The sequence below is a fragment of the Alphaproteobacteria bacterium genome, assembly GCA_019695395.1.
Classification (GTDB): Bacteria; Pseudomonadota; Alphaproteobacteria; order JAEUKQ01; family JAIBAD01; genus JAIBAD01.
In genome coordinates this window covers 1-14,673 of record JAIBAD010000005.1, presented here as the reverse complement: position 1 = coordinate 14,673, position 14,673 = coordinate 1, and the positions used below count along the sequence as shown (strand labels likewise).

The window sequence follows — 14,673 nt, the reverse complement described above, 5'->3', positions numbered from 1 at the left end:
TATCTATTAATCAGAACCCGAAAGCGCACTAATCACTTTTGTATTTAAGTTATTAGTTTTATCAAAAAGATCTGAACAGCTATATCGCGGCATTTCCCAACGCATAGAAATATCTTTGGGTTTAATGATATTTCTTTGTAAGGTAAAACTTGAATCAAAATTATTATCTTTAAGTAATCGTTTTGTATAATTATTCCATGTCCCAGATGAACCATAAGGATAACAAAAATGTAATTTATCTAGATGTAATTTTGATTTAAAGAAATCTGTTGGAATTTTTATTTCCTGTTCTTGTTCTATATTGGTTAATCGACTTAATACAGGATGTGAATCTGTATGAATTCCAATATCCCATCCAGCATCTTGACATTTTTTAATATCGTCTAGTGACATATAAATTTGGTCAACAGCACTTTTTTGGGAACCAAATTCCTTATCAAATAACTTATCAAGTATATCTGTTAATTGGTTATAAGGTAAAAGGTAATTAAGTAAAATTTTAAATTCTCTTGTTTCTGGAGTATCATAAGGATATAATTTATCCTGGTTAATACCAGTAGAAGTTAAAGCTTCTCTACTATTATGGCCAGCAAACGAAGAAGGTAACAATTCATAGAAAGATTTTCGGAATTTTTCCAATCCCCAACGTTCTTGTAACATATGAATTTTATGTACATTCAAAACCTTTTTCTCTCGTAAAGGTAAAGAACAACAATATACAACCGCTTTTTCTTGCCATTGTTTAAGTATAGGATACATATGATCGAATGTACCTTTTAATCCATCATCGATAGTAATTAAACAAACCGTTTCTGGTAAATCGATTTTAGGATTAATGAGTTCTGTAGGCGTTACCAAAGTAAAATGTTGGCGCAAACTTCGAACTTGTGCTTCAAATGATTTTGGATCAATTGCATGCATACCTTTAAAAAGATCTTTATCTGCATTAATCCAATGATACGTTAAAGCAAGTCCATACCGATCTAAAATTGTTGTTTCACTAGGTGCAAAATCAAAATCAATATTACTTGCTGTAATTGATGTAGTTGATTGATTTTTTATTTGGTATTTTGTTGTATAGTCTGGATTCATCATTGGCCAAACACCAGGTAAAGTATAAATTAAACTATCACTTGAATCATCATACAAAGTGAAAATTTGCTTATTACCAGAATGTTTTTTAGCTAATTCAACTGCAAAACGTTGATATTCATGTGTAGAAATAAGAACACTATCAACTTTGGTCCAATCTACTGAATTAATATTTGATTTATTATAAAATGGGCATTGATCTTTTTCCCCTGTTTTATTTTCAAGTTCTACATAACCAATAATATTAAGTTCAGGGAAATTTGTAATATATGAATACAAACAACTAGTATGTGCCGCTGTACCAATAATTAAAATTTTATGGTTATTTTTTAACCAATTATCTACAGCTTCATCTAAACGAGTTTTAGCACGAAAATCACGATGCCAATCAGCTATTAAATTTTCTTTTGTTAAAAATGTATCTCTTTCTTTTTCATCATATAAAGGACAATATTTTTTTAAAATATTTTGCCATTGTCTATCTAATTTTTCTGTTCTTTTTTCAACTAATTGTTTTACTAAGCTTGATTGGTTATATTTTCCACAATCTACCAACATCCCATTTAAATATAAATAATCTATAGCCGTCCCAATAGAACATATCAAAGCATCTTCAGGTGTTTCAACAATAGGCTCACGATTTATATTAAAAGATGTATTTAAAACTAAAGGTACACCAGTTAATTGATAAAAAGCAGAAATCATTTTATGATAATTTGGATTTGCTTCTTTAGTTACTGTTTGAGGTCTGGTGGTCCCATCAACATGGGTAATAGCTCCAACAATTTGTCTTTTATCTTTTTTAACAGGAACAACTTGTAACATAAAAGGGCTTGTATCTTTTAATTCCAACCAATCATAAGCATGTTCCGCCAATATACTTGGTGCATAGGGACGATACCCTTCCCTAAATTTCACTTTAGAATTTAATTTATCTTTAGTTTCTGCTTTTCTTGGGTCTGATAAAATTGAACGGTGTCCCAATGCCCGTGGTCCATATTCAGAACCACCTTCAAACCAGGCAACCACTTTGCCTTCAGACAATAATTTTGCAACTTCCTCCGGATTGGACGAGGTTGCTTGGATTTTATATTCATCTAATAATTTCTTTATATAATCTTGGGAATAATTAATTCCCGTATAAGCATGAGGCATGGATACAGTTACTGAATTTTTCTTTTTATCAGCTAATTCATTAAAATACCCCCATAAAGCTGCACCAAAAGGTACACCCATATCTGAACATGCAGGTTGGCAAAACAATCTTTCATAAGGAAGTTTTTCTAAAATACGTGAATTAGCAGCACCATTAAGAATAACCCCCCCTGCTAAACATAAATTCTTGCTCCCAATTTTTTTATATGCATAGTCAGCCATTCTAAGCAATTGCCGTTCACATTCAAGTTGTAAGTCATAGGCAGCTCTTGCAAAATAAGGGAGCAAAGCATCTTCGCGATCAATGCATCTTTGAACATCCTCTGCAACCAATCTTGAGATAGGATAACGGCTAAAAAATTCACTATAATCTGAGGACATGCCTTCATCATGAGCATTAAATTTTAATACCGGCCCCGGATGTGCCGCACCATAAGGGGCCAATCCCATTGTTTTACCATAACCTTTTTCTGGACCATAAGGTAATACAGCACCAGTGATTAAACTGTAAAGCCTTCCTATACCCCAATCAAATCCACGTTCAACAAGTTGAAGCCCATCTTTACGAGATGCTTTATATAAAGATTGTGTTTCTAAATTTGATCCCAAACCATCAATAATTAAAACAGCTGCTTCATCAAAGTCAGATGGGTAAAATGCACTTGCCGCATGTGCATCATGGTGGTTAACAAGACGAATTTTATTTCTTGGAAAATCTAGTTTTAATTTAATATAATCATGATCTAATTTACGGTAACCAGGACCACTATTTATCCATCTTGCTTCACGCGCATAATCTGTATAAATATAGTCAACTTCACGCAATGATTCCAAACCAAAAGCATTTAAACAATAATCCACGCCATAAAGTGGAAAGGTATAGGAATGTTTTTTTCTATTTAATCTTTCTTCTGGAATACAAACATAATCAATCGAACCTTCTTGTGGTACACGTAAAAGGGCAGTCGCTGGTTCATAACTAGCAAAATTTGGAACACCAAGAATGTATGTATATTTTTTATTTAATTGTGACATTTGTTACCCATAAATTATTATAGTTAGCTAACTTTTAATTTTTGTTAATTTAAAAACATTTCTAGCAAATTGCGTTACCTTAATATTATCAAATCTATTAAGATTTGTTTTTAATCTTTCTAATTTATCTTTCACTTCACTTAAAGGTAAAGTTGGAAATACAGATTCTATAATTAAAGCATTATTTCTGTGTCCTGGACGTTTTGATCTTTTATATTTTTTCCATCTTCTTTGCCATATTCGTTTATGAGCATCAAATCTAGTATTCAATGAAGGTTTTTGTGCCGGGATAACACCATTATCATCCAATTCTTCTAAAGCATCAACAATCCTTTCAGACGCGAAAGGACCTTTTAACCCATTAATATAATTCTTTAATTCTTCTTCTTGTTTTAATTTATGATTATCTTTATTAAGATACAAATTGCTTTTTTGATCATCAAGATCTTTAATCATTGCAATCAATGAGTCAGGATTTGTTGCAGAATAACTTACCCTATTAGGAAGCACATCATCATAATCTTGGTCAATAACAGGTTGATAAGCAACAACAGGATGATTTAATAAAGCTGCTTCTATAGCCGTGGTACACCCGTTATGAATAACTATTTTTGAAGCTAAAATCCATGGAATAATATTACCTTGATGAATAACATGTACATTAGATAAGCCGTGTGCAGCATTTTGCCAAGCTTGATGATTTTCCGCAGGATGAGGCCTTACCACAATTGAATAATTAGGAAACTTTTGGGCCAATGTTGGAATTAAATTTAAAAATTCCTTAAATAATATATTCTTATGTCTTGCAAGTTCTACAGTATACCCCATACCTAATTTACCTTGTGCCTCTTTTCCTGATGCATCAGGGTCAGGTAATGGGGTCAAATTAGAAAAAATTTTATTTACTAAAGAAAAATTTGAATTCACCAATATATATTGGCCATATTGATCATGTAATTTTTTAATATCTTTGGAATAGAAATTTTTTAATTCAGGTCTCATTAAATCTGCTCGCGGATGCCCCGTTATGTAAATTGGCACACCATGATAATCTTTGGCACTACGCCATAAGTCATAATTATTCTGTCCCCATGCAAATAATGCGGATGTATGCGAAAGCACTGGAGGACTTAAACGCCTTTTATAATAAATTTCTGGTGAAAAATAAACCAAAGCCTCTTCATCACATGATACCATAGCATGACCTAGATCTTTCATAATTTTAAACATGCGTAATGTTCTAGCTGTCATACCCTTAGCCAAATAAATTGAACGAGGCATAAATGACATCCAATTATTAATTTTTGAACGACATCCAACAATGACTTTAAAACCACGTTCTGCCGCAATAGCAGCCAATAAAAGTTTTGCGTCAAATTCACGGTTAAGTATTTCAGCTGGGATAATGACTGAGCGACGAGGATTATTCATATTATTTTTAATTATAACCAATATTATTTATTATTTTCTAACAAATACAATAAATTATGTATACAAAAATTATATACATACAATGCATTCCAAATTATTCGAAATATAAATAAGTTTAACGTATGTAAAAGCTTAATAAAACCACATATTTCTATAGATTTTTATTACACAAGATCCTAATTAAATCAATAGATAATCAAAAATATTTCGTTTTTTACTAAATTGACAAAAAATATTACAATTAGCAGAATTATTATCTATACTTTCAAAATTAACCATTATTTAAAATAACACAAATTTATGTTATTCGCACATGGCTTTACTGATTTTTACATCCCATTTGAAACGACATTTAAATTGCGATGATCAAAATATAGATGGCTATTCTGTAAAAGAAATATTGGATAATTATTTTCTTTTTAATCAACAAGCACGTGATTATATTTTAGATAATCAAAATCAACTTCGTAAACATGTTAATATTTTTATTAATAATTCACATATTAAGGATAGAAAAAATTTAACAGATCCCGTAAATGCTAATGACAAAATATATATATTCCAAGCATTATCAGGTGGATAATTAAAGGAGATGCCTATGACCAAACATCTTTATGTTGCAACCCGCAAAGGGCTATTTCATATAGAAAAAAATAATAAAAACTGGGAGGTCCAATCTGTATCCTTTTTAGGTGATCCAGTTACAAGTTTTGTTTTTGATCCACGAGATAATAATTTTTATGCTGCTCTTAATCTTGGGCATTTTGGGGTGAAATTAAAACGATCAAAAGATATGGGTAAAACCTGGGATGAAATTGCCTCTCCTGCTTTTACTGAACATGACGCAACAGAAGATAACCCAGAAAAAAATAATGTTGAGATGATATGGTGTCTTGAAACTGCAGGTCATAAAGATTCAAAAGGAACGTTATGGGCAGGAACTATTTCTGGCGGGTTATTTTATTCAAATGATCATGGAAATTCATGGATATTAAATAAACCCTTATGGAATTTACCTGAAAGAAAAAATTGGTTTGGTGGTGGTTATGATAAACCAGGCATTCATTCTATTCTTGTTGATCCACGTAATACTGATCACATATGGATTGGTATATCTTGTGGTGGTGTTTATGAAACCTTCGATTCTGGAAAAAATTGGACAAATACTTCCAAAGGTATGTATGCCCAATACATGCCACCAGAAAGAAAATATGATGGCAGTATACAAGACCCCCATCGAGTTGTTTTTTGTCAAGCGTCACCCGATTATTTATGGGCACAACATCATAATGGTATTTTTCGTTCCGTAGATGGTGCAAAAAATTGGATAGATTGTTCAGAACAGGCAAAACCTTCATCTTTTGGGTTTACAACAGTTACCCATCCTCAAAATCCAGATTATGCATGGTTCGTCCCTGGTATCAAAGATGAATGCCGCGTGCCTTATAATAATCAATTGGTTGTAACCCGAACAAAAGATGGCGGTAAAAACTTTGAAATTCTTAATAAAGGACTACCTTCATCTCAATCTTATGATTTGATCTATAGACATGCTCTAAATATTGATCAAACTGGCAATTACTTAGCGATGGGATCAACAACTGGAAATCTTTGGATTACCGAAAATGGGGGCGATGAATGGAAAAGTATTTCCAATCATTTACCACCAATTAATGCGGTGTATTGGGTTAATTAATAAAATGAATTATACTACAATTTTTGATAGCATTCCTTGGCCCTATATAGGGAATTCAATTATACAAACAATCTCAATCTATATTTTAGTTTTACTAGGATTAAAAATTGCAGGACGCCGTGTTTTTAGTGAACGCAGCCCCCAAGATTTAATAATCTTATTATTAATTGCTGAGGCATGTGACCTTGGGCTTAGTGATGAACGTGCTGGCTATTGGGGTACAATTGCAAGTGTTATAACAATTTTACTTTTAGGTAGTTTATGTGAACGTATTTCATGGTTACGACATTTAATTGAAAGCAAACCCATTATTATCTACCAAAATGGTCATCTTTATCAAAAGGTTATGCAACAACATATGATAGAAGAAGACGATTTAGAAGAAACAGCACGGCAATATGGTCTAAAAAGCTATAAAGAATTTACAAAAATAGTTCTTGAAACGGAAGGCCATATAACTGGAATTTTAAAATCTTCCCCGTTGCGCAAAAACCATACCAAATAAATTAGAATCTTATTTATTTTCAAATAATTTTCCATTTACATTTTTAAGCATTACAGCACATTAAAAAACTAGATTAATTTAATTTTAATACATATATAACTTATCTATTTTGGGGCAATTTATAATTATCCTTACTACTATTTAATATTCAATTGATATTAAGAAGTTCTACAAACCCAAATCAGTTGTCATTGGGTTACAATTATGTACACGAATCCCAGCTGCAATATAGGTATGATAATCTTCCACCGTTAAATTATAGACACGGGCAATTTCCGGAAGTTTGACAATTTCTTGAATAAGAATGATAGACCCAATTTGCCCTACCAACCTGTCTTTTACTGTTAAGTCTTTAAGGGATTTATATAAAACTGGAATCTTTTCTAGCATCATGTTTGTTTTTATAGGTCCCACTAAAAACAGGTGATCACCCGTAGCTTTCACCACACGACCATCCACCGTCGTTAATTGATAAACAATCTGCTCATCCTTTATGCTTGTATTACTCACACGTTTAGCCACAGGGTTATCTACAATTCCCTGATAGGCATAGACACGATCCCCAATTTTTACCTGTTCAATTGGTTTTTTTGTATCATCCGCCATACTAATGAGAGTACCAGAAGTAAAGCAATTGCGATCGTAATATTTATCATGGTCCATTATATTTTGGCCGTATTCTTTATTATGTAAAAAAAAATTTTTATTTTTATAATTCACTATCTGATTAGAAAGATTTGATTGTGTTGTGTATATTATTATTGAACTATCATTTAGATAATTGTCATTTATATATCCGAACTTATTCATATAATTTATCCCTTTAAAACAAGGCATATAAGGAAATAGTGGAATAAAGATAATCTTTAAAAGAATTTGATTTTTTCTTATCTGTTATAAAGGGATAATATGTTTGAATCTTTTGTTCTGAATCATCATTTTTATTTGATATAGTTGGTTGATCCGGAATTGATATATTATCTATATGATCATTTTGATTATTATGAAAAGATTTATTAGAATTTGATGCAGAGAAATTTTTTCCATTTTTTTGTTGATTTTCCTTTTTTGCTGGTATCACCAAAAAAGGATGGTCCCCAGTAGCTATTATCACACGTCCATCTGCCAAAGTTATCTGATATAAAGGTTGATTGTGTCGAATACTTGTAAAGGTTACCTTTTTACCAACAGGCTTATCTTTTGTCCCCTGAAAGGACATGACACTATCCCCAACCTTTACTTTTTCAATAGGTTTCTTTGTCCCATCTGCCATACTGATCATCGTACCAGCCACAAAACAATTACTATCCCGGTACGGGTCATGGCCATATTTATCTGTTATACTATCATAATCACGGTAATCTAAAGTTAAATCACGGCCCATACCATCTTTGGTACGTTTGTAATTATAATCCGTTATTCGTTTCGCATATACCGATTTCTCACCCCATATATCAAGAGAGTTTTTGATTTTCTCTAATTCAAGAATATAATCTTTAATCGCATGCGTTCCATTTTTAAGATTAACTACAGCATGGTTCATATTAGGACCAGCCGAAGCATATATATCCCCCGCTGCAAATACATCAGTTAATCCAGGAAGATAATTGTTTATCCTTCCAATCCCACCAAAACTGGTTACCATACCAAGACGAGATCGAGTTGTAGTGTTGCTGTAAAGGAGACCGCCCGTTAATTGAGCATAAGTACCACCCAATGAATGACCTGTGACATTAAATATACCATCATATTTAGGTATAATATCGGTTCCAATCCAATCAGCTATTTTGGAACTTACCCCATAATAACCAGAAAGCAGACCAACCTTTTGTCTATTTAGCAGATCATAACTCTCTCTAAAATCTCCTGCGGTCCATTCAGAAAATGAACTGGGAGATAAATCTGTACCATCAATTGCTATAAATAATTCTTTGCTGTTTTTATTTCGAAAAACAGATACATCTATATTCTCGAACCTTTTCGTTTCTAAAACTGTAAAATTATCCTTTAAAAAATTAGCTTCTGATTCATTAAAACGCTCTTTACCGAAAAAAGCTCTGTTTCTTTCTTTAAGCAAAGCTTCTTTAAATTCACTATCACTCATTCTACCTTTCAATTCATCTGTATATGCAGCTTCGGCCAAACGTGCGGATATCTCTAATTTGCTATAAAAATCTTTAAGCCTTTCATAATAACCTTTATCTTTTTGAGTATCAGTCATGATTGCTCCTTATTAATTATATAAAATATTATATTTGTTTGATTAAAATTAAGATTGTGGTGGAATTAAAATATCTTTTATTCTAATTAAACCCGTATCACATTGAGCCCCGTTAATAATACGCCAATAATTCCAACCAGCTGTTCGCGGACTAAAATAAAAATTGCGATTTTGAGCTAAGATAAAATTATCTCTAAGTCGAATTATATCTGAACCTCTTATATCAACTTGGCCAAAATAATTTTTAAACAAAGTTGTTTCTTTTATTCTTTTATAAAAATATTCGGCTGTAGGTTTGGCTATTTTTTTCCATACAACACATTTTTTATCTTTGAGATATAAATCTAATTCTAGGTTAGGAATTTTATTATCGTGTAAAAGTAACGTATTATAGTCATATTTCCGTTGATTTTCTGGTTTTTGTTCTAATTTATCTAATAGAATCACACGTGCATGTAACCAATTTTCAAATGGCTCACATTGGGGATTAGGCTGTGGAACTGAGGTGCTCTCATCCGAGATTTTTTCCGTATCACTTACTTGATTTACTGCATTTTCAATATAACGTGAGGCCAAAGTAAAATGATAAAGGCCTGGTTTTGTTACATAAGATGGAATGTCTTTTGTAATAAAATCTATTTGATTAATTCTTTTTTCTACAAATTTATAAGAAGCACCATTTTTATTCATTAAATCTTCTATACAATCGCTATCACATCCGTATTCACTCCAATTAAAATCATAATAAATTCCTTCAACATTTTGGGCTGTTTGGTAAATAGCAGGATGAGGATATTGGTAACATGGCAATAAAACCATAATCCAACCCACAGCTATATTAAAAAATGGCCATAATGCGATACAGCCATAGATAACAATTGCCCCACGGCGCCACCCTGTATGACGTATTAAAAGAATAATTAAAATAGGGATAATAATTACAAATGCACTGTAATAGGTTAAAGCTTTATGTACCCCATCAATAATTACTGTTTCATCTATATCATTCATCTTAATTTCCTCCCCCAATACACTTTGTTTTAATTATGGTGATTTAACATCAAATTTTTGCTTTTAATTTTATACACAAAATTATCCCCATAATTACCCAGTTTATTAGTGATTTGATAAAATTTGTTTTCGAATAGAATCTAATCTGTTTAAATATGATTTTATTGCCGTAATATTTTTAATCATAAAAACTCTCCCAATAATTAATCTATCAGACTTCTTAGATTTCTGTTCCTAAGATATTGGTTCATAAATAATTATTTATATAGATCAATATTGGAACATTCTTATTAAATATAAAATTGTTCTTATTTCAATTATATTAAATTTATTAATAATTATATGAATAAAACTAATTATTTTTAGTTTAGTGTATCATATTTGGATGCTAATCAAATCGTTATAATCAGCGCTTAATTATGTAATAATGAATTGGATTGCGTTGCTTTCATACTCATGCTATTTAGTAAGAAATCAATGGTCCTTATTCATAAGGATAATAGGGAACGCGATGTAGGGTTTTATAAAATCCAAATCCGCGGCTGCCCCCGCAACTGTAAGTGGTAAGCTAAAGTGTCCACGAAGATCACTGGGAAACCGGGAAGATTGACGCAAATGGCCAAGATCCACGAAGCCAGGAGACCTGCCATTGATAACGGTAAAATTAGGAACGGGGAGTTCCAAGCAGAACCGAATTTCCTTCACCTTAATTGGGAGGAATGTCCAGAATTTATCCTGGTTTTTGTTCTTTAATACTCCCTGCCAAGTAAACTTTAATTTTGTGGAGGACATTATGAAAGCTCAACATATTAATCACTTTGATCATTTGGGGACATTGCCTGATACTGTAGCACGACGTGATATTCTTTTAGGAATAAGCATGGCTACTTTATTGGGTCTTATTCTTGTCTGGGGTGTAGGTTTTTCTCATATCAACGCATTTCATAATGCTGCACATGATACAAGACATTCTAATGGTTTCCCTTGTCATTAGGAAAATAAAAAGTGGAAACATTTCGCCGTTTATTTTTGGTTGCACTCTTTGCTGGTTCATTTTCCGGGCTTATTGTCACCCTTATCCATCAGATTTCAACAGTCCCTCTTATTCTTAAAGCTGAAATTTATGAAAAAGCTGCAGATGAGAAAATAATCGTATCATCTACAGATAATCAATCTTCGGCCAATACTTTATCCTTTACAAAAAATAATAGCACAAACCATGCTGACCACAATGAAACATGGGAGCACGAACGTATATTCTTCACATTTCTTGCTGATCTTTTAACCGGTATCGGGTTTTGTCTTCTACTTGCTGTGTCTTATAGAATTTGGGGCAAATCTGTTCATTGGCGTCAAGGTTTATATTGGGGATTGGCGGGCTTTATTATTTTCACTTTAGCCCCTGGATTAGGATTACCCCCAGAGGTTCCAGGTACAATTGCCGCAGATTTGGCTGCACGTCAAATATGGTGGATAGTAACTGTGTGTTTTACGGCAGCTGGATTAGGTTTAATTTTTTTAAATAAACATATGATATATGCAATCATTGGTATTGCTTTATTAACTCTTCCACATATTTATGGGGCACCACAACCAACAGAATATATCAGTACTGCCCCCGAAGCTTTAACCCATCGTTTTATTGTTGTTGTCATAATAAGTGGTTTAATCTTTTGGACCAGTATGGGTTGTTTAACAAGTTTCTTTTACAACAAATTTTTTAAAAAAGATATTTTTATAGATAATTATCAACAATCTTGATCATAAAAAATAAGTACCCTTTTTAAAACAGGCTTCATTTTCTTTAATTCAAAAATATAAAATAACAAAGCCATTATAATGAATAATGGCTTTGCTTATATATCGTACGTTTTTCTTGAAAATTATAATTGTAAAATTAATAATCCAATAGAAATATAAATAACAGCTTGGAATGCGCCGACAGCAATATTTCTTTGCCGTATAACCTCATCATTTATATTGGCTTTATATAAAATGATCCAACATGTGACCCAACCAAGAATTCGCCAAATAATAATAATACCAATTAAAACTATAAGCCATGCAGATAAAATATTTATAATATTATATTCATCATAAACAACAATTTGTGCTGCTGTTGCAATAGCAAATGCTGCGCCTATTTTTTCACCTGCAAAGCGCACTGCTAAGGCAATATTATTATCTTTTAACCCATCATAGAAATTTGTATTATTAAATCTACTAAAAAACTTCATATTGATAATGGTCATAATCGTCAAAACAATCTGCGCTATAATATAGCCACCCAATAAAATTGTAATACCTTCAACAGAGACAACTGTAACCCAAATCATTATAGCCCGAATAATAATTGCCACTGCAAGGACGTTACTAGCATCAGCAATAGCGACAGCTACATTTCCTTTAATTATTTCATCCCGAATTAAAATAGATGATAAAGTAATTTTTGCAAAAATCACGCGTGTAAAAACCATTAATAAAATGCCGAGTATACCAAATAACCCAACAGAAACTGCAGAATCTAACAAGGTACTTTCTGCATCACCATAAATTGTTCCACTTAACATAATCGTAACAGCAAGAGTTGCTGCTGCAAGTGAAATACCAAATGCTGTATTATCTTTTTTAAACAATTCTTTTGATGTATTAATATGGGCTATTGCTCCCAAAAATAGCCGCAACCATACAAATAAACCAATAACAATAAGCAAATTAACAAGTTGAATTGTATTATAATAATGATCCCAATAAATCATTTCTGTTATATTCATCATATTACCTTTCATAAATAGTAGTCATTCGATAATTATTAATTAATAATTAGGGTTACCTTTTGATAATCAGCATCTTCTAAATCATTACTGAATTGAAACTCAAATTTATTACATATTGCTTTAATACTTTTATTTGTTTTCATAATTTTTTCCCATAATACGTGTATATTTCTATAGATTGCATAATCAATAAGTATCTGCATTAAAATTGTACCTATTCCCTGGTTATGATAATCGCTCCTTACCATTATTGAACATTCGGCCTGGGTATAATCTGATTGAATATTTAAATGAGCAATACCTAAAATTTCATTTTGTTTTAAATTAAAAGCAATAAATACCATCGAACGCATATAATCAGTTTGTGTATATCGCGTCAGAAATTTTTGAGTAAAATATTGAAGTGTAGTCATCATACAAGATTGTAAATCATGAGGTTTCATTTTTTGTAAAAAAGCATGACAATATTCTATATCTTCTGCCTTTATTGGCCGTATAAATATATTTTTATTATTAGTAAGTTTTTTTTCTTTTTCCCATGATTTAGGATAAGGGCAAATAGCCATGCGTTGGTTTTCAGTTTTTGAAGTATAATATAACTTATTTAAGACAATTCGTGCATCTAAAGCTAAAACTCCTTTGTCATCTACCAAAAGTGGATTAATATCAAGTTCTGATATTTCTGGTAAATCACTAGCCATAGCTGACAATTTAATTAAAGTTAAAATTATATCATTAATAGCTGCAGGCGGTGTGTTCCTATAACCTTTTAGTCTCTTATAAATACTTGTTCTTTTTAATAAATCATGAGCTAAATTTATATCCAGAGGTGGTAATTCAATAGCCATATCTTTAATTATCTCTACAGCTGTACCGCCAGCTCCAAATAAAATTGTAGGGCCAAAAATTTTATCATCTCCTATTCCGAGAATTAATTCATGTGAATTAGATCTATGAATCATGGGCTGAATTATAAACCCTTCAATTTTTTGATTTAATTTTTCGATCATTCTTTCAATAAATTTTTGTGCTTCTTTTCTATTTTGTATATTTAATGCTACACCACCAACATCAGATTTATGAATAATTTCTCTGGATAATATTTTAATAACAATTTTTTGTTCTTTTTTTAATAAAGTTTCTACTACTGCAAGAGCCTCATTCATAGTTTTAACTATAAACTCTTGAACTGTGGGTATTTTATATATATCTAAAATTCTTTTTACTTCTGGTTCAATTAAAAAAGTCCTGTTTTCTTGCAAAACAGAATGAATAATTATTCTAGCTTCCTGGATTTCAGATTCTAATAAAGGCAGAGGTGATGGAGTATACATCAATATTTTTTGTGACCGTACATATTGATTTAAATAAATAAAACTATGGACTGCATCTTCTGGTGTATTATAAACTGGAATATTGTGTTTATCTAATAATCTATGAGCATCATATGCATCTCCTAGCCAACTTGTTAATATTGGTTTAGAGAATTTGTTTTTTGTTATTGTATCTATAACTGCTTGAGCAGCATTCACACTAGATGCTAATGCTGTCGGACAATTAATTACTAGTACTGCTTCTGTTTGTTGATCAGACAAAACAACCTCTAAGGTTTTAGCATATCTCTCAGGGTTTGCATCACCAATGATATCAATTGGGTTTGTACGAGACCAATTAGATGGTAAATATGTATTAAGCTTCTGAATTGTTTTGGAACCTAAACAAGCAAGTTTACCGCCATAATCAATAAGAC

12 protein-coding genes and 1 riboswitch are annotated in these 14,673 nt (G+C 31.6%); of the genes, 5 read left to right on the top strand and 7 right to left on the bottom strand.

What is annotated here, in order from left to right; all coding sequences use genetic code 11:
- Nucleotides 1-6: 6 nt before the first annotated feature.
- Both K1X44_01600 and K1X44_01595 read right to left on the bottom strand, forming a co-directional pair.
- A complete protein-coding gene (locus tag K1X44_01600; GenBank protein MBX7145983.1) occupies nucleotides 7-3,282 on the bottom strand; it encodes a polysaccharide deacetylase family protein in 3,276 nt (1,091 codons plus the stop codon).
- Between the two features lie 27 nt (nucleotides 3,283-3,309).
- Nucleotides 3,310-4,713: a hypothetical protein gene (locus tag K1X44_01595; GenBank protein ID MBX7145982.1), complete on the bottom strand. Its 1,404-nt coding sequence runs from the start codon at nucleotides 4,711-4,713 to the stop codon at nucleotides 3,310-3,312.
- A 313-nt stretch (nucleotides 4,714-5,026) separates the two neighbouring features.
- On the opposite strand from K1X44_01595, the gene K1X44_01590 reads away from it, so the two are divergent.
- Genes K1X44_01590 through K1X44_01580 form a run of 3 tightly spaced genes read left to right on the top strand, consistent with a single transcriptional unit; the run spans nucleotide 5,027 to nucleotide 6,914 of the window.
- Nucleotides 5,027-5,296, top strand: a complete 270-nt coding sequence (locus K1X44_01590; GenBank protein ID MBX7145981.1) for a MoaD/ThiS family protein — start codon at nucleotides 5,027-5,029, stop codon at nucleotides 5,294-5,296.
- Nucleotides 5,297-5,311: 15 nt separating this feature from the next.
- Nucleotides 5,312-6,409 (top strand): exo-alpha-sialidase, encoded by a 1,098-nt coding sequence (locus K1X44_01585; GenBank protein ID MBX7145980.1) that lies wholly within the window; start codon nucleotides 5,312-5,314, stop codon nucleotides 6,407-6,409.
- A 4-nt stretch (nucleotides 6,410-6,413) separates the two neighbouring features.
- Entirely contained in the window at nucleotides 6,414-6,914 is a 501-nt protein-coding gene (locus K1X44_01580; GenBank protein MBX7145979.1) for a DUF421 domain-containing protein, read from the top strand.
- Nucleotides 6,915-7,082: 168 nt separating this feature from the next.
- Here the strand turns inward: K1X44_01580 and K1X44_01575 are convergent, their stop codons facing one another.
- The 3 genes from K1X44_01575 to K1X44_01565 are packed head-to-tail and all read right to left on the bottom strand — an operon-like array spanning nucleotide 7,083 to nucleotide 10,146.
- On the bottom strand, nucleotides 7,083-7,724 hold the full coding sequence (locus tag K1X44_01575; GenBank protein MBX7145978.1) for a hypothetical protein: 642 nt from the start codon (nucleotides 7,722-7,724) through the stop codon (nucleotides 7,083-7,085).
- A 13-nt stretch (nucleotides 7,725-7,737) separates the two neighbouring features.
- Nucleotides 7,738-9,135 (bottom strand): hypothetical protein, encoded by a 1,398-nt coding sequence (locus K1X44_01570; GenBank protein MBX7145977.1) that lies wholly within the window; start codon nucleotides 9,133-9,135, stop codon nucleotides 7,738-7,740.
- 48 nt (nucleotides 9,136-9,183) lie between these two features.
- A complete protein-coding gene (locus K1X44_01565; protein MBX7145976.1) occupies nucleotides 9,184-10,146 on the bottom strand; it encodes a hypothetical protein in 963 nt (320 codons plus the stop codon).
- 461 nt (nucleotides 10,147-10,607) lie between these two features.
- Nucleotides 10,608-10,812, top strand: a riboswitch (cobalamin riboswitch).
- A 127-nt stretch (nucleotides 10,813-10,939) separates the two neighbouring features.
- Here K1X44_01565 and K1X44_01560 point away from each other — a divergent pair.
- Together K1X44_01560 and K1X44_01555 are read left to right on the top strand one after the other, a co-directional pair.
- On the top strand, nucleotides 10,940-11,140 hold the full coding sequence (locus tag K1X44_01560; GenBank protein MBX7145975.1) for a CbtB-domain containing protein: 201 nt from the start codon (nucleotides 10,940-10,942) through the stop codon (nucleotides 11,138-11,140).
- Nucleotides 11,141-11,151: 11 nt separating this feature from the next.
- Nucleotides 11,152-11,907 carry a CbtA family protein gene (locus K1X44_01555; protein ID MBX7145974.1) on the top strand — a complete coding sequence of 252 codons (756 nt, stop codon included), beginning with the start codon at nucleotides 11,152-11,154 and terminating at the stop codon, nucleotides 11,905-11,907.
- Nucleotides 11,908-12,029: 122 nt separating this feature from the next.
- Here K1X44_01555 and K1X44_01550 read toward each other — a convergent pair whose 3' ends face one another.
- Complete coding sequence (locus K1X44_01550; GenBank protein ID MBX7145973.1) at nucleotides 12,030-12,920, bottom strand: DUF350 domain-containing protein; 891 nt, start codon at nucleotides 12,918-12,920, stop codon at nucleotides 12,030-12,032.
- Nucleotides 12,921-12,958: 38 nt separating this feature from the next.
- On the bottom strand, nucleotides 12,959-14,673 hold a 1,715-nt coding region (locus tag K1X44_01545), incomplete at its 5' end, for a GNAT family N-acetyltransferase (GenBank protein MBX7145972.1).